The 25786-nt window shown below is 50.2% G+C and carries 23 protein-coding genes; 17 read left to right on the forward strand and 6 right to left on the reverse strand.

Features of this window, described 5'->3' with window-relative positions; translation table 11 throughout:
- Window positions 1-162: 162 nt before the first annotated feature.
- The 5 genes from pgi (at window position 163) to ACJHX7_RS20580 (ending at window position 5990) form a co-directional block, all read left to right on the forward strand.
- Window positions 163-1812 carry a glucose-6-phosphate isomerase gene (gene pgi / locus ACJHX7_RS20560; RefSeq protein WP_000789981.1) on the forward strand — a complete coding sequence of 550 codons (1650 nt, stop codon included), beginning with the start codon at window positions 163-165 and terminating at the stop codon, window positions 1810-1812.
- A 353-nt stretch (window positions 1813-2165) separates the two neighbouring features.
- A complete protein-coding gene (gene yjbE, locus ACJHX7_RS20565; protein WP_000757333.1) occupies window positions 2166-2408 on the forward strand; it encodes an exopolysaccharide production protein YjbE in 243 nt (80 codons plus the stop codon).
- A 113-nt stretch (window positions 2409-2521) separates the two neighbouring features.
- Complete coding sequence (locus ACJHX7_RS20570; protein ID WP_001314342.1) at window positions 2522-3160, forward strand: YjbF family lipoprotein; 639 nt, start codon at window positions 2522-2524, stop codon at window positions 3158-3160.
- A complete protein-coding gene (locus ACJHX7_RS20575) occupies window positions 3157-3894 on the forward strand; it encodes a capsule biosynthesis GfcC family protein (RefSeq protein ID WP_094030392.1) in 738 nt (245 codons plus the stop codon). Before ACJHX7_RS20570 ends, ACJHX7_RS20575 begins: the two co-directional genes overlap by 4 nt.
- Window positions 3894-5990 carry a YjbH domain-containing protein gene (locus ACJHX7_RS20580; RefSeq protein WP_024225438.1) on the forward strand — a complete coding sequence of 699 codons (2097 nt, stop codon included), beginning with the start codon at window positions 3894-3896 and terminating at the stop codon, window positions 5988-5990. The genes ACJHX7_RS20575 and ACJHX7_RS20580 overlap by 1 nt, the downstream gene beginning before the upstream one ends.
- A 46-nt stretch (window positions 5991-6036) precedes the next feature.
- On the opposite strand, the gene ACJHX7_RS20585 is transcribed toward ACJHX7_RS20580, so the two are convergent.
- Window positions 6037-6315, reverse strand: a complete 279-nt coding sequence (locus ACJHX7_RS20585) for a periplasmic protein (protein WP_001295279.1) — start codon at window positions 6313-6315, stop codon at window positions 6037-6039.
- 214 nt (window positions 6316-6529) lie between these two features.
- On the opposite strand from ACJHX7_RS20585, the gene psiE reads away from it, so the two are divergent.
- Entirely contained in the window at window positions 6530-6940 is a 411-nt protein-coding gene (psiE, locus tag ACJHX7_RS20590; protein ID WP_000202902.1) for a phosphate-starvation-inducible protein PsiE, read from the forward strand.
- Between the two features lie 93 nt (window positions 6941-7033).
- On the opposite strand, the gene malG is transcribed toward psiE, so the two are convergent.
- From malG to malE, 3 genes are all read right to left on the reverse strand, one after another.
- Window positions 7034-7924, reverse strand: coding sequence for a maltose ABC transporter permease MalG (gene malG, locus ACJHX7_RS20595; RefSeq protein ID WP_001252058.1), 891 nt, complete (start codon window positions 7922-7924; stop codon window positions 7034-7036).
- Between the two features lie 14 nt (window positions 7925-7938).
- On the reverse strand, window positions 7939-9483 hold the full coding sequence (malF, locus tag ACJHX7_RS20600; protein WP_001361466.1) for a maltose ABC transporter permease MalF: 1545 nt from the start codon (window positions 9481-9483) through the stop codon (window positions 7939-7941).
- A 153-nt stretch (window positions 9484-9636) separates the two neighbouring features.
- Window positions 9637-10827 (reverse strand): maltose/maltodextrin ABC transporter substrate-binding protein MalE, encoded by a 1191-nt coding sequence (malE, locus tag ACJHX7_RS20605; protein ID WP_000695387.1) that lies wholly within the window; start codon window positions 10825-10827, stop codon window positions 9637-9639.
- Between the two features lie 364 nt (window positions 10828-11191).
- Here malE and malK point away from each other — a divergent pair, with 364 nt between their 5' ends.
- The 6 genes from malK to ubiA all read left to right on the forward strand — a co-directional run bounded on the left by malK (window position 11192) and on the right by ubiA (window position 18294).
- Window positions 11192-12307: a maltose/maltodextrin ABC transporter ATP-binding protein MalK gene (gene malK, locus ACJHX7_RS20610; protein ID WP_000179165.1), complete on the forward strand. Its 1116-nt coding sequence runs from the start codon at window positions 11192-11194 to the stop codon at window positions 12305-12307.
- A gap of 71 nt (window positions 12308-12378) precedes the next feature.
- Entirely contained in the window at window positions 12379-13719 is a 1341-nt protein-coding gene (gene lamB, locus ACJHX7_RS20615) for a maltoporin LamB (protein WP_000973665.1), read from the forward strand.
- Between the two features lie 241 nt (window positions 13720-13960).
- A complete protein-coding gene (gene malM / locus ACJHX7_RS20620; protein WP_000783444.1) occupies window positions 13961-14881 on the forward strand; it encodes a maltose operon protein MalM in 921 nt (306 codons plus the stop codon).
- Between the two features lie 227 nt (window positions 14882-15108).
- Window positions 15109-16689: a SopA family protein gene (locus ACJHX7_RS20625; RefSeq protein ID WP_097465957.1), complete on the forward strand. Its 1581-nt coding sequence runs from the start codon at window positions 15109-15111 to the stop codon at window positions 16687-16689.
- Window positions 16690-16911: 222 nt separating this feature from the next.
- Window positions 16912-17409 carry a chorismate lyase gene (gene ubiC / locus ACJHX7_RS20630; RefSeq protein ID WP_001308201.1) on the forward strand — a complete coding sequence of 166 codons (498 nt, stop codon included), beginning with the start codon at window positions 16912-16914 and terminating at the stop codon, window positions 17407-17409.
- 12 nt (window positions 17410-17421) lie between these two features.
- Window positions 17422-18294, forward strand: a complete 873-nt coding sequence (gene ubiA, locus ACJHX7_RS20635; protein WP_000455227.1) for a 4-hydroxybenzoate octaprenyltransferase — start codon at window positions 17422-17424, stop codon at window positions 18292-18294.
- A gap of 154 nt (window positions 18295-18448) precedes the next feature.
- Here ubiA and plsB read toward each other — a convergent pair whose 3' ends face one another.
- Complete coding sequence (gene plsB / locus ACJHX7_RS20640; protein ID WP_001361470.1) at window positions 18449-20872, reverse strand: glycerol-3-phosphate 1-O-acyltransferase PlsB; 2424 nt, start codon at window positions 20870-20872, stop codon at window positions 18449-18451.
- Window positions 20873-21042: 170 nt separating this feature from the next.
- On the opposite strand from plsB, the gene dgkA reads away from it, so the two are divergent.
- From dgkA to ACJHX7_RS20660, 4 genes are all read left to right on the forward strand, one after another.
- Window positions 21043-21411 (forward strand): diacylglycerol kinase, encoded by a 369-nt coding sequence (gene dgkA, locus ACJHX7_RS20645; protein WP_000002907.1) that lies wholly within the window; start codon window positions 21043-21045, stop codon window positions 21409-21411.
- Between the two features lie 109 nt (window positions 21412-21520).
- A complete protein-coding gene (gene lexA, locus ACJHX7_RS20650) occupies window positions 21521-22129 on the forward strand; it encodes a transcriptional repressor LexA (RefSeq protein ID WP_000646078.1) in 609 nt (202 codons plus the stop codon).
- A gap of 72 nt (window positions 22130-22201) precedes the next feature.
- Complete coding sequence (gene dinF, locus ACJHX7_RS20655; protein WP_001562441.1) at window positions 22202-23527, forward strand: MATE family efflux transporter DinF; 1326 nt, start codon at window positions 22202-22204, stop codon at window positions 23525-23527.
- 115 nt (window positions 23528-23642) lie between these two features.
- Window positions 23643-23852, forward strand: a complete 210-nt coding sequence (locus tag ACJHX7_RS20660) for a CsbD family protein (RefSeq protein WP_001296638.1) — start codon at window positions 23643-23645, stop codon at window positions 23850-23852.
- 41 nt (window positions 23853-23893) lie between these two features.
- Here the strand turns inward: ACJHX7_RS20660 and zur are convergent, their stop codons facing one another.
- Window positions 23894-24409: a zinc uptake transcriptional repressor Zur gene (zur, locus tag ACJHX7_RS20665; RefSeq protein ID WP_000416263.1), complete on the reverse strand. Its 516-nt coding sequence runs from the start codon at window positions 24407-24409 to the stop codon at window positions 23894-23896.
- Between the two features lie 317 nt (window positions 24410-24726).
- Here zur and ACJHX7_RS20670 point away from each other — a divergent pair, with 317 nt between their 5' ends.
- A complete protein-coding gene (locus ACJHX7_RS20670; RefSeq protein ID WP_000014228.1) occupies window positions 24727-25731 on the forward strand; it encodes a DUF2713 family protein in 1005 nt (334 codons plus the stop codon).
- Window positions 25732-25786: the final 55 nt, after the last annotated feature.

The following is a 25786-nucleotide window of genomic DNA, read 5'->3' on the forward strand; positions in this document are numbered from 1 at the left end:
TCATCCACTCCTGGCGGTCAGTAGTTCAGCTAATAAATGCTTCACTGCGCTAAGGGTTTACACTCAACATTACGCTAACGGCACTAAAACCATCACATTTTTCTGTGACTGGCGCTACAATCTTCCAAAGTCACAATTCTCAAAATCAGAAGAGTATTGCTAATGAAAAACATCAATCCAACGCAGACCGCTGCCTGGCAGGCACTACAGAAACACTTCGATGAAATGAAAGACGTTACGATCGCCGATCTTTTTGCTAAAGACGGCGATCGTTTTTCTAAGTTCTCCGCAACTTTCGACGATCAGATGCTGGTGGATTACTCCAAAAACCGCATCACTGAAGAGACGCTGGCGAAATTACAGGATCTGGCGAAAGAGTGCGATCTGGCGGGCGCGATTAAGTCGATGTTCTCTGGCGAGAAGATCAACCGCACTGAAAACCGCGCCGTGCTGCACGTAGCGCTGCGTAACCGTAGCAATACCCCGATTCTGGTTGATGGCAAAGATGTTATGCCGGAAGTCAACGCGGTGCTGGAGAAGATGAAAACCTTCTCGGAAGCGATTATTTCCGGTGAGTGGAAAGGCTATACCGGCAAAGCAATCACTGACGTAGTGAACATCGGGATCGGCGGTTCTGACCTCGGCCCGTACATGGTGACTGAAGCACTGCGTCCATACAAAAACCACCTGAACATGCACTTTGTTTCTAACGTCGATGGGACTCACATCGCGGAAGTGCTGAAAAAAGTAAACCCGGAAACCACGCTGTTCCTGGTAGCATCTAAAACCTTCACCACTCAGGAAACCATGACCAACGCCCATAGCGCGCGTGACTGGTTCCTGAAAGCGGCAGGTGATGAGAAACACGTTGCGAAACACTTTGCGGCGCTTTCCACCAACGCCAAAGCCGTTGGCGAGTTTGGTATTGATACTGCCAACATGTTCGAATTCTGGGACTGGGTCGGCGGTCGTTACTCTTTGTGGTCAGCGATTGGCCTGTCGATTGTTCTCTCCATCGGCTTTGATAACTTCGTTGAACTGCTTTCTGGCGCACACGCGATGGACAAGCATTTCTCCACCACGCCTGCCGAGAAAAACCTGCCTGTCTTGCTGGCGCTGATTGGCATCTGGTACAACAATTTCTTTGGTGCGGAAACTGAAGCGATTCTGCCTTATGACCAGTATATGCACCGTTTCGCGGCGTACTTCCAGCAGGGCAATATGGAGTCCAACGGTAAGTATGTTGACCGTAACGGTAAGGTTGTGGATTACCAGACTGGCCCGATTATCTGGGGTGAACCAGGTACGAACGGTCAGCACGCGTTCTATCAGCTGATCCACCAGGGAACCAAAATGGTACCGTGCGATTTCATCGCTCCGGCTATCACCCATAACCCGCTCTCTGATCATCACCAGAAACTGCTGTCTAACTTCTTTGCTCAGACCGAAGCGCTGGCGTTTGGTAAATCCCGCGAAGTGGTTGAGCAGGAATATCGCGATCAGGGTAAAGATCCGGCAACGCTTGACTACGTGGTGCCGTTCAAAGTGTTCGAAGGTAACCGCCCGACCAACTCCATCCTGCTGCGTGAAATCACTCCGTTCAGCCTGGGTGCGTTGATTGCGCTGTATGAGCACAAAATCTTTACTCAGGGCGTGATCCTGAACATCTTCACCTTCGACCAGTGGGGCGTGGAGCTGGGTAAACAGCTGGCGAACCGTATTCTGCCAGAGCTGAAAGATGACAAAGAAATCAGCAGCCACGATAGCTCGACCAATGGTCTGATTAACCGCTATAAAGCGTGGCGCGGTTAATTAAATAACCCTAATAAAAATGCCGACGTTATGTCGGCATTTTTTATCAGATAAACCCCCTTGTCTGTGATTTAACGGGAATCATACCGTGAGGTTAATCCTAAAATAGATTTTTAATCATGGTTGATTTCGGAAAATACGTAGGTTAATTATTTTTGATTTTATTTTAACTATTTGATTTTTAATATTATTTATATATGAGTTGAAGCTTATATTTGATATTCATTCCAATTATCCTAAAACCCCATCGCTAATTCCCCGCGCCGTAATTCGCATGCTTTAGTTGTGTATACTCGATCCCGCCCGAAATGTTTTTGGGTAAATCTCCATTCATTCAATGAAGGGAAATTGTTATGAAAAAAGTTCTGTATGGCATTTTTGCCATATCTGCGCTTGCGGCGACTTCTGCGTGGGCTGCACCTGTACAGGTGGGCGAAGCGGCAGGGTCGGCAGCAACGTCGGTTTCGGCGGGGAGTTCCTCCGCGACCAGCGTCAGCACCGTAAGCTCGGCGGTGGGTGTCGCGCTCGCGGCAACCGGTGGCGGTGATGGTTCTAATACCGGGACCACCACAACCACGACCACCAGTACCCAGTAATAAAGTATGTATCCCCAAAATAATTCGAGTCATCGCATCTGTGGCTTGAAGTATGAAGGGATTTACCATAACCACACTCCGGTGTGGTTATTCTGCCCCTCTGGAGAAGAGTCGTGAAGCGACCTGCACTCATTCTTATCTGCCTGCTATTACAGGCTTGTTCAGCCACGACTAAAGAGCTGGGCAATTCACTGTGGGACAGTCTGTTCGGCACGCCAGGCGTACAGCTGACGGACGATGATATTCAAAATATGCCCTACGCCAGCCAGTACATGCAGCTTAATGGCGGGCCGCAGTTATTTGTGGTGCTGGCCTTTGCTGAAGACGGACAACAAAAATGGGTCACTCAGGATCAGGCCACTCTCGTCACACAACATGGTCGTCTGGTGAAGACTTTGCTTGGCGGCGACAACCTGATTGAAGTGAATAACCTTGCCGCCGACCCGCTGATTAAACCCGCACAAATCATTGATGGTGCAACCTGGACGCGCACGATGGGCTGGACCGAGTACCAGCAGGTACGCTACGCCACCGCGCGCTCAGTCTTCAAATGGAATGGCACCGATACCGTCAAGGTCGGCAGCGATGAAACCCCGGTTCGCGTGCTGGACGAAGAAGTCTTTACTGACCAGGCGCGCTGGCATAACCGCTATTGGATCGACAGCGAAGGGCAAATTCGCCAGTCGGAACAGTATCTCGGCGCGGATTACTTCCCGGTGAAAACCACCCTCATCAAGGCGGCAAAACAATGATTAAACAAACTATTGTCGCGTTGCTTTTGAGTGCGGGGGCGTCATCAGTCTTCGCGGCGGGAACCGTCAAGGTGTTCAGCAATGGCAGCAGTGAGGCTAAAACGCTGACGGGCGCAGAGCATTTAATCGATCTGGTAGGCCAACCGCAGCTGGCAAACAGCTGGTGGCCTGGTGCGGTGATTAGCGAAGAGCTGGCCACGGCGGCAGCATTGCGTCAGCAGCAGGCGTTGCTGACACGGCTGGCAGAACTGGCTGCAGATTCCAGCGCCGACGATGCCGCCGCAATTAACGCCTTACGCCAGCAAATTCAGGCGTTGAAAGTGACGGGCAGGCAAAAAATCAATCTTGATCCTGATATCGTCCGCGTTGCCGAACGCGGTAACCCGCCGTTGCAGGGCAACTACACGCTGTGGGTCGGACCGCCGCCGTCCACGGTCACGTTGTTCGGGCTTATCAGTCGTCCTGGCAAGCAGCCATTCACTCCAGGTCGCGACGTGACGAGCTATCTCTCTGACCAGAGCCTGCTCAGCGGTGCGGATCGCAGCTACGCGTGGGTGGTTTACCCGGACGGACGCACGCAAAAAGCGCCGGTGGCTTACTGGAACAAGCGTCACGTAGAGCCGATGCCCGGCAGCATTATTTATGTTGGCCTCGCGGACTCCGTCTGGAGTGAGACGTCTGATGCCCTTAACGCCGACATTCTTCAGACTCTGACGCAGCGGATACCTCAATAATGAAAAAAAGACATCTGCTTAGCTTACTGGCGCTGGGCATTAGCACAGCTTGCTACGGCGAAACATATCCTGCGCCCATTGGTCCGTCGCAATCGGATTTCGGTGGCGTAGGATTATTACAAACTCCCACCGCACGCATGGCGCGGGAAGGGGAGTTGAGCCTGAACTATCGCGATAACGATCAGTACCGTTATTACTCAGCTTCAGTGCAACTCTTCCCGTGGCTGGAAACAACGCTGCGCTACACCGACGTGCGCACCCGGCAGTACAGCAGCGTCGAAGCGTTCTCTGGTGATCAAACGTATAAAGATAAAGCCTTCGATCTCAAACTGCGTTTGTGGGAAGAGAGTTACTGGCTGCCGCAAGTGGCGGTTGGTGCGCGGGATATCGGCGGTACGGGGCTGTTTGATGCGGAATATCTTGTTGCCAGCAAAGCCTGGGGGCCGTTCGATTTTACGCTCGGCCTGGGATGGGGATATCTGGGCACCAGCGGTAATGTGAAAAATCCGCTCTGTTCAGCCAGTGATAAATATTGCTATCGCGATAACAGCTACAAACAAGCGGGATCTATCGACGGCAGTCAGATGTTCCACGGCCCGGCCTCACTGTTTGGCGGCGTGGAATACCAGACGCCCTGGCAACCGCTGCGCCTGAAACTGGAGTATGAAGGCAATAATTATCAGCAGGATTTTGCCGGGAAGCTGGAGCAAAAAAGTAAGTTTAACGTCGGGGCGATTTATCGCGTTACCGATTGGGCCGACGTTAACCTTAGCTATGAACGTGGCAACACCTTTATGTTTGGCGTCACGCTGCGCACCAACTTTAACGATCTACGTCCTTCGTACAACGATAACGCCCGCCCGCAATATCAACCGCAGCCGCAGGATGCCATTTTGCAGCACTCGGTGGTGGCGAATCAGTTAACGCTGTTGAAATACAACGCCGGACTGGCCGATCCGCAGATCCAGGCGAAAGGCGATACGCTGTATGTTACCGGCGAGCAGGTGAAATATCGTGATTCGCGCGAAGGGATCATCCGTGCTAATCGGATCGTGATGAACGATCTACCGGATGGGATCAAAACGATCCGCATTACGGAAAATCGCCTTAACATGCCGCAGGTGACGACGGAAACCGATGTCGCCAGCCTGAAAAATCATCTCGCCGGAGAGCCGTTGGGCCACGAAACGAAGCTGGCGCAAAAACGCGTCGAGCCAGTGGTTCCGAAGTCCACCGAGCAGGGCTGGTATATCGACAAATCACGCTTTGATTTCCATATCGATCCGGTGCTGAACCAGTCGGTCGGTGGCCCGGAAAACTTTTACATGTATCAGCTGGGCGTGATGGGAACGGCAGATTTGTGGCTGACGGACCATCTGCTGACCACCGGCAGCCTGTTCGCTAACCTTGCCAACAACTACGACAAGTTTAACTACACCAATCCGCCGCAGGACTCGCACTTACCGCGCGTTCGTACCCATGTGCGCGAGTATGTGCAGAATGATGTCTATGTGAATAACCTGCAAGCCAACTACTTCCAGCATCTGGGCAACGGCTTCTACGGTCAGGTCTACGGAGGTTATCTCGAAACCATGTTTGGCGGCGTGGGGGCTGAAGTGTTGTATCGCCCGCTGGACAGCAACTGGGCGTTTGGTCTGGATGCCAACTACGTTAAACAGCGCGACTGGCGTAGCGCAAAAGATATGATGAAATTCACCGATTACAGCGTGAAAACCGGACATCTGACCGCCTACTGGACGCCATCTTTCGCTCAGGATGTGTTAGTGAAAGCGAGCGTCGGGCAGTATCTGGCAGGGGATAAAGGCGGCACGCTGGAGATCGCCAAACGCTTTGACAGCGGCGTGGTGGTGGGTGGCTATGCCACGATCACGAATGTTTCGAAAGAGGAGTACGGCGAAGGGGACTTCACCAAAGGCGTGTATGTCTCTGTACCGCTGGATCTCTTCTCGTCTGGCCCGACACGCAGCCGTGCGGCAATTGGCTGGACGCCGCTGACGCGTGACGGTGGTCAGCAACTTGGGCGTAAGTTCCAGTTGTATGACATGACCAGCGACCGTAGCGTCAATTTCCGCTAAGTCATGGAAAAGGTGCCAGTTTTCGCACTCACTGGCACCCTCATTCTTAATGGCCTGTCGAGCCATCAGGAACGCAGTTCACCCCCGGTTTGCGATCTGGTGTGTAAAGGCGAAAACATTCTGTCTTCCTGTCCGTCGATATTGGTTGCAGGTCTGGTTGCCTGAGCGACTGGGCCATCATTGGGCTGGAGACATTGCTTTGCGGTAGGTCGGCTTTATCAGCAGTACCGAGCGGACCAGCATAAGCAGGAAGAACAGAGACTGATAACATCAAAGCAGCAAAATAAGGCTTCATTTTTACCACCTTTATCAGGTTACGTTTCATTTGTTCCAGAGGAACATTGTCGATTTTTCGCGCATTGCTGGTGGCTGGGAATCACCTGAATGGGTGATTTTTTTGGGCTGTGTGTTTTGCCAGATGCGACGTTGATGGGAGATGCTCACTTAATCGAGCTGAACAAAACATACACAAAAAATATAGATCTCCGTCACATTTTTGCGTTATACAGGAAGCTCGCCACTGTGAAGGAGGTACTGCTATGACGTCACTCTCTCGTCCGCGCGTGGAGTTTATCTCCACCATTTTGCAGACCGTACTCAATCTTGGCCTGCTGTGCCTCGGCCTTATTTTGGTTGTCTTCCTCGGCAAAGAAACGGTGCATCTGGCTGATGTGCTGTTCGCGCCAGAACAAACCAGCAAATATGAGCTGGTAGAAGGGCTGGTGGTTTACTTTCTCTATTTCGAATTTATCGCGCTGATTGTGAAGTACTTTCAGTCCGGTTTTCACTTCCCGCTACGTTACTTTGTCTATATTGGGATCACCGCCATTGTGCGCTTGATCATCGTCGATCATAAATCGCCACTGGATGTGTTGATCTACTCGGCAGCGATCCTGTTACTGGTGATCACCCTGTGGCTGTGTAATTCGAAACGGCTGAAGCGGGAGTAAAAAAAGGCGCTCCGTGGAGCGCCGAATAACAGTCACAAGTTGGGATAACGTAAGTTGAGGGTGCAGCGGCATAACATTGGCAGAACAACATCTTTAACCTTTCACACCACCTGCCGTCAGGCCGTTGACCAGCCAGCGTTGAGCCAGCAAGAAGACGATGGTGATCGGTAATGCAGACATCACGGCAGCGGCGGCAAAGTCACCCCACAGGTAGTTTTGCGGGTTGAGGTATTGCTGCATCCCCACAGCCAGGGTGTAGCTGTTTACGTCACGCAGTAATAGCGACGCGACCGGAACTTCAGTAATGGCAGCGATAAACGACAGGATGAACACCACCGCCAGAATCGGTACTGACAGCGGCAACAGGACAAGGCGGAAGGCCTGCCACGGTGTCGCACCATCCAGCGCCGCCGCTTCTTCCAGCGAACTGTCGATGGTTTCGAAATAACCTTTGATGGTCCAGACATGCAGCGCAATCCCGCCCAGATACGCGAAAATTACGCCGCCGTGAGTATTCAGGCCAATGAATGGAATGTACTCACCCAGACGATCAAACAACGCATACAACGCGACCAGTGAAAGTACTGCCGGGAACATCTGGAAAATCAGCATTCCTTTCAGCAGCGTCGCTTTGCCTGGAAAGCGCATACGGGCGAAAGCGTAGGCGCAGGTGGTGGAGAGCGCCACAATGCCAATCGCGGAAATCCCGGCGACCTTTACCGAGTTCCACAGCCACAGCAGTACCGGGAATGGCGGTGGCGTAATGCGACCATCAGCCTGTTCCACACTAAAACCTAACGCCAGTTTCCAGTGATCCCAGGAGATTTGCTCCGGGATCAGGCTGCCAGTCGCGAAGTTCCCCTGACGCAGCGAGATGGCGACGACCATCAGCAGCGGGAACATAATCGCCGCGATAAAAAGTAGCAGTAGCAGGTGAGTAATAAACAAACGTGCTTTTTGCGATTTCGGTTGGACCATTGCCATTTTTGTTATCTCCCTTAATCAAACTTCATTCGCGTGGCTTTCAGGTTCACTATCGCCAGCGCACCCACCAGCAGGAAGATCAGCGTGGCAATTGCTGCTGCCAGACCGAAGTCCTGACCCCCGCCGCCTTCAAAAGCGATGCGGTAGGTGTAGTTAACAAGCAGGTCGGTATAACCGGCTGGCGTGGTCGTGCCAAGACGATCCGGGCCGCCGTTGGTTAACAGTTGAATCAGCACGAAGTTGTTAAAGTTAAAGGCGAAGCTGGCGATCATCAGCGGCGTCAGCGGTTTAATCAGCAGCGGCAGCGTAATCTTAAAGAAGTTCTGGAACGGACCTGCGCCATCCATTGCTGAGGCTTCATACAAATCGTCCGGAATCGCTTTCAGCAAGCCCATGCAGAGGATCATCATGTACGGATAACCCAGCCAGGTATTGACGATAATCAGCATCGTTCGGGCGGTGGTCGGATCGCTGAACCAGGCGGGCTTCACGCCAAACAGCGCGCTCAACATCATGTTGATCTCACCGAAGCTCTGGTTAAACAACCCTTTGAAAATCAAGATTGAAATGAACGATGGCACCGCGTAGGGCAGAATAAGCAGGACGCGATAGACCGCTTTGCCGCGCAACGCTTCCCACTGCACCAGACACGCCAGAACCATGCCGACCGCCACCGTTAAAAAGACAGTGATCAGCGAGAACACCACGGTCCAGACGAAAATGGCGAGGAACGGTTTCTGAATGCCTTCGTCGGTAAAGACGCGGGTAAAGTTTTTCCAGCCGGTGGTCACGGTGTAACCGGGGCTTAGCTTTTCATCACCCCAGTTGCCGTCAGCAGTGATGGACTGGTAAAAACCAATCTGGTCGTTTGGACGATATTTTACGCCGCTCTGATTATTCGTCAGCGTGCCGTCACCGTCGAGTGTGTAGAGCGGCTGCGTGCCAGAAAACTGGCGCAGGGAGCTCATCATCACTTTGTTGCCATCCGGCAGAATGGCGGTAATGTCACTCAGTGCCTGACGATTCTGGGTAATCACGCGCAGATTCGCGCGTTCGCCTTCGGGCTGGGCGGTCGTTTCTTTCAGTTGCAGTTTTTGCTCGCCGCCAAATTTAAACGCGTCGGAGAGGTAATTTTTGCCGGTTTCGCCGTCGCTGAGCGCCAGTTGCCACTCATCGCCCGCCGGGTAAAGACCAAAATTATAGGTTTTGCCTGCTTGCCAGGAGCGATCTAACAACACTTCCTGCGCACGTTCAAAAGTCAGCTGGTTAGTGCTGCTGTAGTTGGTAAAGGCAATGGCGATGGTGCAGACCAAAGGGAAGAGGACGAATAATCCCATTCCAGCCATTCCCGGGTAAACATAGCGCCAGGCGTAGGCTTTACGATTGGCGAAAATATACAGCCCCGCTGAACTCAATATCAGCGTGGTAATGGCGAACAGGTATTCCCCTTGTGCGTACATTAAAACAACAAGGTAACCCACCAGCAGGCCGAGCAGACCTAACACTGACCATTTCAGCGCGTCGCTTTGCCACCAATGTTTCTTTTTAATGACATCCATGGGGTTCTTCCTCATTCCAGGACGGATAAGGCTTTCACGCCTTATCCGACAACAACTGCCTGATGCGACGCTGACGCGCCTTACCAGGCCTACATACGTTTCGGTTTTGTAGGCCGGACAAGGCGTTCACGCCGCATCCGGCATTTCACAGCATTACTTGGTGATACGAGTCTGCGCGTCTTTCAGGGCTTCATCGACAGTCTGACGACCGCTGGCGGCGTTGATCACCGCAGTACGCACGGCATACCAGAAAGCGGACATCTGCGGGATGTTCGGCATGATTTCACCTTTCTGGGCGTTTTCCATGGTGGCGGCAATACGTGGATCTTTCGCCAACTCTTCCTCGTAAGACTTCAGCGCCACTGCACCCAGCGGTTTATCTTTATTGACCGCTTCCAGACCTTCGTCAGTCAGCAGATAGTTTTCGAGGAACTCTTTCGCCAGCTCTTTGTTCGGACTGGCGGCGTTAATACCGGCGCTCAGCACGCCAACGAACGGTTTGGATGGTTGACCCTTGAAGGTCGGCAGTACCGTTACACCATAATTCACTTTGCTGGTGTCGATGTTGGACCATGCCCACGGGCCGTTGATGGTCATCGCTGTTTCGCCTTTATTAAAGGCAGCTTCTGCGATGGAGTAATCGGTGTCTGCATTCATGTGTTTGTTTTTAATCAGGTCAACCAGGAAGGTCAGACCCGCTTTCGCGCCAGCGTTATCCACGCCCACGTCTTTAATGTCGTACTTGCCGTTTTCATACTTGAACGCATAACCCCCGTCAGCCGCAATCAGCGGCCAGGTGAAGTATGGTTCTTGCAGGTTGAACATCAGCGCGCTCTTACCTTTCGCTTTCAGTTCTTTATCCAGCGCCGGGATCTCTTCCCAGGTTTTTGGCGGGTTCGGCAGCAGATCTTTGTTATAAATCAGCGATAACGCTTCGACAGCAATCGGGTAAGCAATCAGCTTGCCGTTGTAACGAACGGCATCCCAGGTAAACGGATACAGCTTGTCCTGGAACGCTTTGTCCGGGGTGATTTCAGCCAACAGGCCAGATTGAGCGTAGCCACCAAAGCGGTCGTGCGCCCAGAAGATAATGTCAGGGCCATCGCCAGTTGCCGCAACCTGAGGGAATTTCTCTTCCAGTTTATCCGGATGCTCGACGGTGACTTTAATTCCGGTATCTTTCTCGAATTTCTTACCGACTTCAGCGAGACCGTTATAGCCTTTATCGCCGTTAATCCAGATTACCAGTTTACCTTCTTCGATTTTGGCGAGAGCCGAGGCGGAAAACATCATCGTCGTTAATGCGGATAATGCGAGGATGCGTGCACCTGTTTTTATTTTCATAATCTATGGTCCTTGTTGGTGAAGTGCTCGTGAAAACACCTAAACGGACTCTAGTTTCTTTATACGGCAACCTCTTTCCATCCTCCTTGCCCCTACGCCCCACCGTTGCTTTGTGTGATCTCTGTTACAGAATTGGCGGTAATGTGGAGATGCGCACATAAAATCGCCACGATTTTTGCAAGCAACATCACGAAATTCCTTACATGACCTCGGTTTAGTTCACAGAAGCCGCGTTCTCATCCTCCCGCCTCCTCCCCCATAAAAAAGCCAGGGGGTGGAGGATTTAAGCCATCTCCTGATGACGCATAGTCAGCCCATCATGAATGTTGCTGTCGATGACAGGTTGTTACAAAGGGAGAAGGGCATGGCGAGCGTACAGCTGCAAAATGTAACGAAAGCCTGGGGCGAGGTCGTGGTATCGAAAGATATCAATCTCGATATCCATGAAGGTGAATTCGTGGTGTTTGTCGGACCGTCTGGCTGCGGTAAATCGACTTTACTGCGCATGATTGCCGGGCTTGAGACGATCACCAGCGGCGACCTGTTCATCGGTGAGAAACGGATGAATGACACTCCGCCAGCAGAACGCGGCGTTGGTATGGTGTTTCAGTCTTACGCGCTCTATCCCCACCTGTCAGTAGCAGAAAATATGTCATTTGGCCTGAAACTGGCAGGCGCAAAAAAAGAGGTGATTAACCAACGCGTCAACCAGGTGGCGGAAGTGCTGCAACTGGCGCATTTGCTGGATCGCAAACCGAAAGCGCTCTCCGGTGGTCAGCGTCAGCGTGTGGCGATTGGCCGTACGCTGGTGGCCGAGCCAAGCGTATTTTTGCTCGATGAACCGCTCTCCAACCTCGATGCTGCACTGCGTGTGCAAATGCGTATCGAAATCTCCCGTCTGCATAAACGCCTGGGCCGCACAATGATTTACGTCACCCACGATCAGGTCGAAGCGATGACACTAGCCGACAAAATCGTGGTGCTGGACGCCGGTCGCGTGGCACAGGTTGGGAAACCGCTGGAACTGTACCACTATCCGGCAGACCGTTTTGTCGCCGGATTTATCGGTTCGCCAAAGATGAACTTCCTGCCGGTAAAAGTGACCGCCACTGCAATCGATCAAGTGCAGGTGGAGCTGCCGATGCCAAATCGTCAGCAAGTCTGGCTGCCGGTTGAAAGCCGTGATGTCCAGGTTGGAGCCAATATGTCGCTGGGTATTCGCCCGGAACATCTACTGCCGAGTGATATCGCTGACGTCATCCTTGAGGGTGAAGTTCAGGTCGTCGAGCAACTCGGCAACGAAACCCAAATCCATATCCAGATCCCTTCCATTCGTCAAAACCTGGTGTACCGCCAGAACGACGTGGTGTTGGTAGAAGAAGGTGCCACATTCGCTATCGGCCTGCCGCCAGAGCGTTGCCATCTGTTCCGTGAGGATGGCACTGCATGTCGTCGACTGCATAAGGAGCCGGGCGTTTAAGCACCCCACAAAACACACAAAGCCTGTCACAGGTGATGTGAAAAAAGAAAAGCAATGACTCAGGAGATAGAATGATGATTACTCTGCGCAAACTTCCTCTGGCGGTTGCCGTCGCAGCGGGCGTAATGTCTGCTCAGGCAATGGCTGTTGATTTCCACGGCTATGCACGTTCCGGTATTGGCTGGACAGGTAGCGGCGGTGAACAACAGTGTTTCCAGACTACCGGTGCTCAAAGTAAATACCGTCTTGGCAACGAATGTGAAACTTATGCTGAATTAAAATTGGGTCAGGAAGTGTGGAAAGAGGGCGATAAGAGCTTCTATTTCGACACTAACGTGGCCTATTCCGTCGCACAACAGAATGACTGGGAAGCTACCGATCCGGCCTTCCGTGAAGCAAACGTGCAGGGTAAAAACCTGATCGAATGGCTGCCAGGCTCCACCATCTGGGCAGGTAAGCGCTTCTACCAACGTCATGACGTTCATATGATCGACTTCTACTACTGGGATATTTCTGGTCCTGGTGCCGGTCTGGAAAACATCGATGTTGGCTTCGGTAAACTCTCTCTGGCAGCAACCCGCTCCTCTGAAGCTGGTGGTTCTTCCTCTTTCGCCAGCAACAATATTTATGACTATACCAACGAAACCGCGAACGACGTTTTCGACGTGCGTTTAGCGCAGATGGAAATCAACCCGGGCGGCACATTAGAACTGGGTGTCGACTACGGTCGTGCCAACCTGCGTGATAACTATCGTCTGGTTGATGGCGCATCGAAAGACGGTTGGTTATTCACTGCTGAACATACTCAGAGTGTCCTGAAGGGCTTTAACAAGTTTGTTGTTCAGTACGCTACTGACTCGATGACCTCGCAGGGTAAAGGTCTGTCGCAGGGTTCTGGCGTCGCGTTTGATAACGAAAAATTTGCCTACAATATCAACAACAACGGTCACATGCTGCGTATCCTCGACCACGGAGCGATCTCCATGGGCGACAACTGGGACATGATGTACGTGGGTATGTACCAGGATATCAACTGGGATAACGACAACGGCACCAAGTGGTGGACCGTCGGTATTCGCCCGATGTACAAGTGGACGCCAATCATGAGCACCGTGATGGAAATCGGCTACGACAACGTCGAATCCCAGCGCACCGGCGACAAGAACAATCAGTACAAAATTACCCTTGCACAACAATGGCAGGCTGGCGACAGCATCTGGTCACGCCCGGCTATTCGTGTCTTCGCAACCTACGCCAAGTGGGATGAGAAATGGGGTTATGACTACACCGGTAACGCCAATACCAACACTAACTTCGGCAAAGCCGTTCCTGCTGATTTTAACGGCGGCAGCTTCGGCCGTGGTGACAGCGACGAGTGGACCTTCGGTGCCCAGATGGAAATCTGGTGGTAATAGCAAAACCTGGGCCGGATAAGGTGCTTGCGCCGCATCCGGCAACCAACGCCTGATGCGACGCTTGCGCGTCTTATCAGGCCTACAACGGCTGTCAAATGTAGGCCGGATAAGGCGTTTACGCCGCATCCGGCATAAAAACAGGTTGTCATTATCTGAAAGGGGCGAAAGCCCCTCTGATTATCGGGTTTAGCGCGCTATTGCCTGGCTACCGCTGAGCTCCAGATTTTGAGGTGAAACAATGAAAATGAATAAAAGTCTCATCGCCCTCTGTTTATCAGCAGGGTTGCTGGCAAGCGCGCCTGGAATCAGCCTTGCCGATGTTAACTACGTACCGCAAAACACCAGCGACGCGCCAGCCATTCCATCTGCCGCGCTGCAACAACTCACCTGGACACCGGTCGATCAATCTAAAACCCAGACCACCCAACTGGCGACTGGCGGCCAACAACTGAACGTTCCCGGCATCAGTGGTCCGGTTGCTGCGTACAGCGTCCCGGCAAACATTGGCGAACTGACCCTAACGCTGACCAGCGAAGTGAACAAGCAAACTAGCGTATTTGCGCCGAACGTGCTGATTCTTGATCAGAACATGACCCCATCAGCCTTCTTCCCCAGCAGTTATTTCACCTACCAGGAACCAGGCGTGATGAGTGCAGATCGGCTGGAAGGTGTTATGCGCCTGACACCGGCGTTGGGGCAGCAAAAACTTTATGTTCTGGTCTTTACCACGGAAAAAGACCTCCAGCAGACGACCCAACTGCTCGACCCGGCTAAAGCCTATGCCAAAGGCGTCGGTAACTCGATCCCGGATATTCCTGACCCGGTTGCTCGTCATACCACCGATGGCTTACTGAAACTGAAAGTGAAAACGAACTCCAGTTCCAGCGTGTTGGTCGGGCCTCTATTTGGTTCTTCCGCTCCAGCTCCGGTTACGGTAGGCAACACGGCGGCACCAGCTGTGGCTGCACCCGCTCCGGCACCGGTGAAGAAAAGCGAGCCGATGCTCAACGACACGGAAAGTTATTTTAATACCGCGATCAAAAACGCTGTCGCGAAAGGTGATGTTGATAAGGCGTTAAAACTGCTTGATGAAGCTGAACGCCTGGGGTCAACATCTGCCCGTTCCACCTTTATCAGCAGTGTAAAAGGCAAGGGGTAATTACGCCCCACAGTGCTGATTTTGCAACAACTGGTGCGTCTCCTGGCGCACCTTTTTTTATGCTTCATTCCTGGGATATGAGCGATTTTTTATAGTACTTCGCTTCTTCTTCACTAAGAATATCCATTATCTCAATGCCTTATCAGAGATTCTTTTCCTTTCGCCGGTAGTGTCTGGACGCTCAGGCTACTTTTCCAGTTATTTCATTTCTGTAATACAGAGGTTTTATGATAGGTCATATCACAAATTCTGGCGGCAATGACTCTTTGATGAAACATGATGTGGTGCAAGGAAATAATAAATTAGATCTTGATTTACTACGTAATTTTAATGGGGTGCCAGGTTTAAATAGAGATAACTTTATTTATATCAGTGATATATTTTTAAATATAAAACAACGGAACAAAAAAAATCATGCAATAAATATGTTTCGTGAAGTCTCAATCAGTAATGATATTATAAGCGTAAAATTTTATAGAAATGAAGAAATAGAATGTGCTTGTGATTTTCTGATGGATAAAGATGCGCAGGGGTATACTGACCTGTCTGATTTGGATTTAACAAGTTGTCATTTTAAAGGTGACGTTATTTCGAAGGTGTCTTTCATATCATCAAATCTACAACATGTAACATTCGAATGTAAAGAAATAGGGGATTGCAATTTTACTACTGCAACAGTTGATAATGTCATATTTAAATGTCGACGTTTACACAATGTGATTTTTATCAAAGCGACTGGCGAATATGTCGATTTTAGCCAAAGTATTCTTGATACAGTTGACTTCTCGCGGAGCCAGCTTACTCATAGTAATTTTCGTGAATGTCAGATTAGAAATTCAAAGTTCAATAATTGTTATCTTTATGCTTCGCACTTCACCAGAGCAGAATTTCTTTCTACCAAAGAAATATCATTTATTAAATCGAATCTGACAGCTGTTATGTTTGATCATGTGCGAATGTCGACAGGGAATTTTAAAGATTGCATTACAGAACGATTGGAATTAACTATTGATTATTCAGATATATTTGGAAATGAATATCTCGATGGTTATATCAATAACATTATAAAAATGATTGATACATTGCCAGATGATCCAGCGATATTGAAATCCGTTCTGGCAGTAAAACTGGTGATGCAATTAAAAATTCTTAATATTGTTAATAAAAACTTTATTGAGAATATGAAGAAAATATTTAGCCATTGTCCTTATATAAAAAATCCAATTATACGTAGTTATATCCATCCTGATGAAGATAACAAGTTCGATAATTTTATGCGTCAACATCGATTCAGTAAAGTGAATTTCGATACCCAACAGACGATCGATTTTATTAACAGATTTAATATGAATAAAGGGCTGATTGATCAAAATAACAATTTTTTTATCCAACTTATCGATCAGGCTCTACGATCAACGGATGATACGATCAAAGCAAATGCCTGGCATCTTTATAAAGAGTGGATTCGTAGTGATGATGTTTCACCTTTATTTATAGAAATTGAAGATAATTTAAGAACCTTTAACACGAATGAATTAACACGAAACGATAATATCTTTATCCTGTTCTCCTCTGTCGATGATGGGCCAGTTATGGTGGTAAGCTCCCAGCGCTTACATGATATGTTGAATCCTACAAAAGATACCAATTGGAATTCCACGTATATCTACAAATCCAGACATGAGATGTTGCCTGTTAATCTTACTCCGGAAACACTTTTCGGCTCCAAATCTCAGGATAAACATGCGCTTTTCCCCATTTTTACTGCGAGTTGGCGAGCTAATCGTATAAAGAATAAAGGTATTTAAGTAAAGGAAAACATCACCGTTCCTGGCATCCTGGGCGGTGATGCCCCTATGGTTGACCTCGCCAGCACGGGCATCGGCAAAGCGTAAGGTTCAACAGCGTTTTACCACTTCATGCGATTGTTGCGTTTTTGTTGCGCATTAGATCACTTAATTTGCTTTACATCTCCCGTAAACACTTTTCTGCGATACAATGCCTTTACGTTATGTAACGGAGAGTTCGGCATGTCACACCCCGCGTTAACGCAACTGCGTGCGCTGCGCTATTTTACAGAGATCCCTGCTCTGGATCCGCAACTGCTCGACTGGCTGTTGCTGGAAGATTCCATGACAAAACGTTTTGAACAGCAGGGAAAAACGGTAAGCGTGACGATGATCCGCGAAGGGTTTGTCGAGCAGAATGAAATCCCCGAAGAACTGCCGCTGCTGCCGAAAGAGTCTCGTTACTGGTTACGTGAAATTTTGTTATGTGCCGATGGTGAACCGTGGCTTGCCGGTCGTACCGTCGTTCCTGTGTCAACGTTAAGCGGGCCGGAGCTGGCGTTACAAAAATTGGGTAAAACGCCGTTAGGACGCTATCTGTTCACATCATCGACATTAACCCGGGACTTTATTGAGATAGGCCGTGATGCCGGACTGTGGGGGCGACGTTCCCGCCTGCGATTAAGCGGTAAACCGCTGTTGCTAACAGAACTGTTTTTACCGGCGTCACCGTTGTACTAAGAGGAAAAAAATATGGAGTGGAGTCTGACGCAGAATAAGCTGCTGGCGTTTCATCGCTTAATGCGTACGGATAAGCCAATTGGCGCGTTACTGCTGCTCTGGCCAACATTATGGGCGTTGTGGGTGGCGACACCGGGCGTTCCCCAGCTCTGGATCCTGGCGGTGTTTGTCGCGGGTGTCTGGCTGATGCGCGCTGCCGGATGTGTGGTGAATGATTATGCTGACCGCAAGTTTGATGGTCATGTTAAGCGCACGGCGAACCGACCACTTCCCAGCGGTGCGGTAACAGAGAAAGAGGCGCGCGCGCTGTTTGTAGTGCTGGTACTGATTTCGTTTTTACTGGTGCTGACGCTGAATACGATGACCATTCTATTGTCGATTGCCGCGCTGGCGCTGGCGTGGGTGTACCCGTTTATGAAGCGGTATACCCATCTACCGCAAGTGGTGCTGGGCGCGGCGTTTGGCTGGTCGATTCCAATGGCTTTTGCTGCTGTGAGTGAGTCGGTGCCATTGAGTTGCTGGTTAATGTTCCTCGCCAATATTCTCTGGGCGGTGGCATACGACACGCAGTATGCGATGGTTGACCGCGATGATGATGTGAAGATTGGCATTAAATCCACCGCAATCCTGTTCGGCCAATACGATAAATTGATTATTGGTATTTTGCAGATTGGCGTACTGGCGCTGATGGCGATTATCGGTGAGTTAAATGGCTTAGGCTGGGGATATTACTGGTCAATTCTGGTGGCTGGCGCGCTGTTTGTTTATCAACAAAAACTGATTGCCAACCGCGAGCGTGAAGCCTGCTTTAAAGCATTTATGAATAATAACTATGTTGGTCTGGTACTGTTTTTAGGGCTGGCAATGAGTTACTGGCATTTCTGATGATGTAAAAAAGCCGGATGATCATCCGGCTTTCTTCTGGGCTGCCTGATGCGCTGCGCTTCTCAGGCCTACACAACAGATCGCAATTTATTGAATTTGCAGATCATGGAAGGCCGGATAAGGCGTTTGAGCCGCATCCGGCAATTCTCACTGATTACCCCTCGCCCTGCGTCGCACTCTCAATCGTCAAACGCACGTCTGATGTAATCAACTCCGCCAGCAACTGATAAACCTTCATCGTTTCTGCCGGTTCGGCATCGCCGCTATCGCTGATATACCCTTCATCACGCAGCGTCAGCACCAGCGAACTGAACACCGCTTTGTCGAAGAACTCCGGCGCGTTGATACCGTGCAGCACGGAGAGACGTTGCGCGACGGTGCGGCTCTCTTTTTCCAGCGTACCGCGGTTGATCGACGGGTTGGCGCTCAACAGCCAGAAGGTAATGGCATAACGTTGCAGCGTTTCGCGCGCGCCTGCGGCCAGCAGCTGTAGCGTGCGAGAATGCGCCGGGTTGATATGCAACTCATCATCTTGCAGGGTAATCAGCCCCTGACGTTGCATCTCATTTGCCAGCGCATCAATAACGTCTGGCAATTCGTCGCGATCCCAGCGCAGGAACAGCTCCGCTTTCAGCATTGGGTAAAGCACATTGACGTGCTCCATCAATACGTCGCGGGAGATGTGGCGATGCTGAGTGACAATTGCCGCCATCAGCGAAGGCAGCACCAACATATGCGCAATGTTGTTGCGATAGTAGGTCATCAACACCGCTTGCTCGCGCGGCAGAATGATGATGTCGCCGATAGTGTCTTTCTCGACTTCAAACTTGTTCATTTGCAGCGCGTGATCGATAAGCTCGCTGGCGCTGGCTGAAGGAACGGTAGAGTCCGTGGAGTAAGGTACGTTGCGCATCAGATTCAGGTAGCAGTTGAGTTGCTCGGTTAACTGCTCGCGGGTGAGTGAGCGCTGACGTGACGCCAGAAGCGCAGTACAGCACAGGTTCATGGCGTTTGCCGCGCCTGCGTTGTTAATGCGTACCATCAGATCGGCAGCAATATTATTGACCGTCGGCGTTAACCAGGCCGGACGCACCGCTTCGATGGGATCGATAGATTCACGCCAGTCTGGTACGTGCTGGTTAAGGTAGGTCATCAACGGCATTGGTTCACCGAAGTTGACGTAACCCTGACCGAGATTACGCAGCTTGCTTAAACCGCGCAGCATCTGCGGCAGGCTCTCTTTCTCTTTCGTCGCACCGCGCAGTTCTTTGGCGTAAGTACCCACTTCCATGACGTGCTCATAACCGATATAGATCGGAATCAGCGTAATCGGACGCGTGCCGCCACGCAGCATCGCCTGAATGGTCATCGACAGCGTACCGGTTTTCGGATCCAGCAAACGCCCCGTACGGGAACGACCGCCTTCCACGAAATACTCGACGGAATAACCACGGCTGAACAGTTCGCCGAGATACTCACGGAAAACGGTGGAATAGAGCTTATTGCCTTTAAACGTACGGCGAATAAAGAACGCACCCAGACGGCGGAAAATCGGCCCGGCCGGCCAGAAGTTCAGGTTGATCCCGGCGGCGATATGCGGCGGCACCAGCCCCTGGTGATACAGCACGTAAGAAAGCAGCAGGTAGTCCATGTGACTGCGGTGGCAAGGCACATACACCAGCTCATGACCGTCGTGGGCCAACTGGCGAACGCGCTCGGCGTTATGGACGTTGATACCCTGGTAAAGGCGGTTCCAGGTGAAGCCCAGAATGCGGTCAGTCAGGCGGATCATCTCGTAAGAGAAATTCGCCGCAATCTCTTCCATCAGCGCAATCGCGTTCTGCTGCGCTTTTTCATGGGAGATTTTTTTGCTGCGCGCTTCATCTTCTACCGCTTTGGCAATGGCGCGGGAGGCGAGCAGCTTATTAAACAGATCCTGACGAGCAGGCAGACGTGGGCCTACGGCAGCCAGACGTTGACGGGCAAAGTGCATACGCGCCACGCGCGCCAGTTTCTGCGCGATAGTTTTATCCGTGCCGTGTTCATCCGCCATACGGCGCAGCGAAACTGACGGCGAGAAACGCACAAAACTGTCGCGACCGAGCCACAGTACAGCGAAAAATTTCTGTACGCCGTTAAGCATACGCAGCGGCGGGTTCACTTCGCCTTTTTCACGCCCCGGCGCGCGACCAAACATCACCGATACTGGCACCATCTGCACATCCAGATTTGGGTTGCTACGGTGCAAATCGAGATAGTCGTGGAACAGCTTAATAGACTCTTCTTTCGGCGTGTAATAGGTGAACACACGCGGCCCGCCGTGAATGAACACATAGCGCGGCAGTAGCGTGCCGTCGATTTCCAGCGGCTCTAACGGGTCAGGCAGGTCATGTGCCAGACACTGGGCGCGCAACGTCAGCAAGTCAGCTTTCGAGTTGTACGGTAAAACGTACATAATTGGACGAGAGGTATCCAGCCCCAGTTCCGGGGCAGGATCTGCCGGAATAGACTTGCTTTTTACCAGGATGCTTAATGGTAAATTCAGTAATTTGTAGTAAATTCGTGGCCAGCCGGACATAAACGATGTAAAGCCTCTGGTTAATAATGCAAATGCGCGGCAAGGATAGCAGAAAGTCATGGGAAATTCTGTGGTATCCGCTCATGTTTCGCGCGGCGTTACGCAAACCCGAATCATCGGATTTAACGGTACACTGATATTGACGCTCATAATGTAAAAAGGTTCTTTCAATGGCCAATAATACCACTGGATTCACCCGAATTATCAAAGCTGCTGGCTATTCCTGGAAAGGTTTACGCGCTGCATGGATCAACGAAGCGGCATTCCGTCAGGAAGGCGTAGCGGTATTGTTGGCGGTGGTCATCGCCTGCTGGCTGGATGTGGACGCAATTACCCGCGTGCTGCTTATCAGCTCCGTGATGCTGGTGATGATTGTGGAAATCCTCAATAGCGCCATCGAAGCAGTGGTTGACCGAATTGGCTCTGAATACCATGAGCTTTCCGGACGCGCTAAAGATATGGGATCCGCCGCGGTTCTGATTGCGATTATCGTCGCCGTGATTACCTGGTGCATCCTGTTATGGTCGCATTTTGGATAACCCTTCCAGATTTCGATAAATCTCTGGTTTATTGTGCAGTTTATGGTTCCAAAATCGCCTTTTGCTGTATATACTCACAGCATAACTGTATATACACCCAGGGGGCGGAATGAAAGCGTTAACGGCCAGGCAACAAGAGGTGTTTGATCTCATCCGTGATCACATCAGCCAGACAGGTATGCCGCCGACGCGTGCGGAAATCGCGCAGCGTTTGGGGTTCCGTTCCCCAAACGCGGCTGAAGAACATCTGAAGGCGCTGGCACGCAAAGGCGTTATTGAAATTGTTTCCGGCGCATCACGCGGGATTCGTCTGTTGCAGGAAGAGGAAGAAGGGTTGCCGCTGGTAGGTCGTGTGGCTGCCGGTGAACCGCTTCTGGCGCAACAGCATATTGAAGGTCATTATCAGGTCGATCCTTCCTTATTCAAGCCGAATGCTGATTTCCTGCTGCGCGTCAGCGGGATGTCGATGAAAGATATCGGCATTATGGATGGCGACTTGCTGGCAGTGCATAAAACTCAGGATGTACGTAACGGTCAGGTCGTTGTCGCACGTATTGATGACGAGGTTACCGTTAAGCGCCTGAAAAAACAGGGCAATAAAGTCGAACTGTTGCCAGAAAATAGCGAGTTTAAACCAATTGTCGTTGACCTTCGTCAGCAGAGCTTCACCATTGAAGGGCTGGCGGTTGGAGTTATTCGCAACGGCGACTGGCTGTAACATATATCTGAGACCGCGATGCCGCCTGGCGTCGCGGTTTGTTTTTCATCTCTCTTCATCAGGCTTGTCTGCATGGCATTCCTCACTTCATCTGATAAAGCACTCTGGCATCTCGCCTTACCCATGATTTTCTCCAATATCACCGTTCCGTTGCTGGGACTGGTCGATACGGCGGTAATTGGTCATCTTGATAGTCCGGTTTATTTGGGCGGCGTGGCGGTTGGTGCAACGGCGACCAGCTTTCTCTTTATGCTGTTGCTGTTTTTACGCATGAGCACCACCGGGCTGACTGCGCAGGCTTATGGTGCCAAAAATCCTCAGGCATTAGCCCGTGCGCTGGTGCAACCGTTGCTGTTGGCGTTGGGGGCTGGGGCGTTAATTGCGCTGCTGCGTACGCCGATTATCGATCTGGCGCTGCATATTGTTGGCGGCAGCGAAGCGGTGCTAGAACAGGCGCGACGCTTTCTTGAAATCCGCTGGTTAAGTGCACCGGCGTCGCTGGCGAATCTGGTATTACTTGGTTGGTTACTCGGTGTGCAATATGCCCGTGCGCCAGTAATTTTGTTAGTGGTCGGCAATATCCTCAACATTGTGCTGGATGTCTGGCTGGTGATGGGGCTGCATATGAACGTGCAGGGCGCGGCGCTGGCGACGGTTATTGCGGAATATGCAACATTGCTGATTGGTCTGCTAATGGTGCGTAAAATCCTCAAACTACGCGGAATCTCCGGCGAAATGCTGAAAACTGCCTGGCGAGGAAACTTCCGTCACTTGCTGGCGCTTAACCGCGATATCATGCTGCGCTCGCTGTTGTTGCAACTCTGTTTCGGCGCGATCACCGTACTTGGCGCGCGACTGGGGAGTGACATTATCGCTGTTAACGCGGTTCTGATGACGTTACTCACCTTTACCGCCTATGCGCTGGATGGTTTTGCCTACGCGGTTGAAGCGCATTCCGGTCAGGCGTACGGTGCGCGCGATGGTAGCCAGTTACTGGATGTCTGGCGGGCAGCGTGCCGCCAGTCGGGGATTGTAGCGTTACTGTTTTCGGTGGTTTATTTGCTGGCAGGGGAACACATCATTGCGTTGCTGACGTCGTTAACCCAGATTCAGCAGCTGGCTGACCGCTATCTTATCTGGCAGGTGATTTTGCCGTTGGTCGGCGTCTGGTGTTATCTGCTCGACGGCATGTTTATAGGTGCAACGCGCGCCGCCGAAATGCGTAACAGTATGGCGGTGGCCGCCGCAGGTTTTGCGCTGACGCTCCTTACGCTGCCGTGGCTGGGGAATCATGGTTTGTGGCTGGCATTAACCGTCTTTCTGGCGTTACGCGGGCTTTCTCTGGCGGCTATCTGGCGGCGTCACTGGCGCAACGGTACCTGGTTTGCCGCAACGTGACGGTTAAAAATTCTGAATAAATAATCCTAAGCCAAATTGCTGACTACACTTAATCTCACGTTCAGAAGAAAAGTGAACGTACTCTCATTCACAACCTAACGATGAGGTCTTGATTATGAATAAAGATGAAGCCGGCGGTAACTGGAAACAGTTTAAAGGTAAAGTGAAAGAGCAATGGGGCAAACTGACCGATGATGATATGACGATCATTGAAGGTAAACGTGATCAACTGGTCGGTAAAATCCAGGAACGCTACGGTTATCAGAAAGATCAGGCAGAAAAAGAGGTTGATAGTTGGGAAAAACGCCATGATTACCGCTGGTAATTAATCCCTCCTGCCCGACGTGTACAAGGATGTACGCCCTCTTAACGTGATTTCTTTTTCACCTGTACAGAGTGATCATGCTGGCACTGTTCAGGATGACGACACGCCTCCACTTCCACGCATGCCGCACAGAGTCCATGTGCTTCAATCACATTATGCCGCAGGGCAAACCCCATTTTTGCCGCCAGCGTATGCATAATGTCTTCCACGCCTTCTGCACATTCTTCTTTCACTGCGCCGCAGCGATCGCAAATAAACATGGCTGACGTATGGGTGGGCTGGTCGAACAGATGACAGAGCACATAACTGTTGGTGGATTCCACCTTATGCACAAAACCTTGCTCAAGCAGAAAATCCAGCGCGCGATAAACCGTTGGCGGCTTGGCTTGCGGTTCAGCTTCGCGCAGCAAATCAAGCAGATCATAAGCGCTGATAGCGCCATCCTGCAGACTCATCAGGCGCAACACTTCCAGGCGCTGTGGGGTCAGGCGCACATTACGCTGCGCGCAGATTTTTTCAGCCTGCGCTAATAACTCCTGCGTTGTGGTCTTTTCCATCGGGCACCTCAAAGTGGGGGTTAAGAATGTCCTTACTTTACCATGTTCCAGGAAAAACACCGAGAACCCTTATTGTTGCTGTAATGTTGATTTTCTGTTTTGTACGTAAGGTGTTGTGTTGCCTGGTCGTACCATTATCAACACGATAATAATTAATACTTCATTTTTAAATAAATTGCTTTAAGTTAACTCGCTATTTATTTAACTGGGGTTGATCGCATACCTGTACTTCAGAAATTATGAGCGATTTTTGATAGTGACCATATGGCAAAACACTTATAAGGAGGACACGGTACGACAAAAAAGGTGCGTATATCATGTCAGGTATAATTTCAAGTGCAACAGAATTCTTCAATAATACACTCCATTCAAATCAATACGAAATTAAAGATGCGAGCAAAGAAAAAATAAAGGATATATATAATAAATCGGTTGATTATGCAACGATGAGTAATCGCGCTGCGATTATTGCAAAAATAGATTTGTTTATTCAGAGAATTACCCATAATTTATGGACTGCAAGTGATAATAATGTTTCCTTAATTAAGCGAATAGATGCTCTCAAAAATTGGGTTGAGGAGTGTATTGATCAGTGCACTAATGAGCAATTAGGTGATCGTGACTATATTTCTGCATTTGTGGATCGGGCGATTTTTCATTACGCGATGAATTTTGTTTGTAATCCAATGGAAAATAGTGATGTAACTCTAATAGACAAGTGTACTTTCGACGTAATAAATCATAATGGCCTTCCTTCCACGATTCAGCTATTTTATGATAAATCCTATTGTAAAGCACCTGTAGCGTCATTACATCTAAAAACAGTAAGCGAAGGCTTTTTAAATTTGGAAAATGCATATAATGTAAAGAAAGATACTCGCTTAAAACCCCTGGCCTCCCTTTTACTTTCATTTTCATATGATAGTGCATCAGCAGATATCATAGGAGCAGCAGAGAGAGTTAATGATGATTGTGAAAACTACATAAAAAGTCAGATAAAAATATTATCTCGTCAAGTGATGAAAAAAAACCTGGCGGAGCTGAAAGACTTGATAGATAAAAAAGAATTGGATTTTAATGTAATGCTGCAGGAGATGAAAAATCAGGCCGGAGAAGAAAAAGAAGACATCAAAAACATTACAAAAATGCAGGCTGCAGGTGAGACGTTAATTAAATTTATTCAATCATTTGACCCGGACTCAACGGGGCCAATTATAATTGGTAAAGATATGGATGACAAAAATATAAATGACAACGATCTAATTAACGAAGATATTATTAAGTTCATTTATGTCCTATTAGGTACTGAGTTAGAAAAATAAAATGTGAATTTTCCCTATAGCATGGAAGTTTTTACATAAAAGAACCCAATATTGA

Source organism: Escherichia sp. WS1451, assembly GCF_046487365.1.
Lineage (GTDB): Bacteria > Pseudomonadota > Gammaproteobacteria > Enterobacterales > Enterobacteriaceae > Escherichia > Escherichia coli.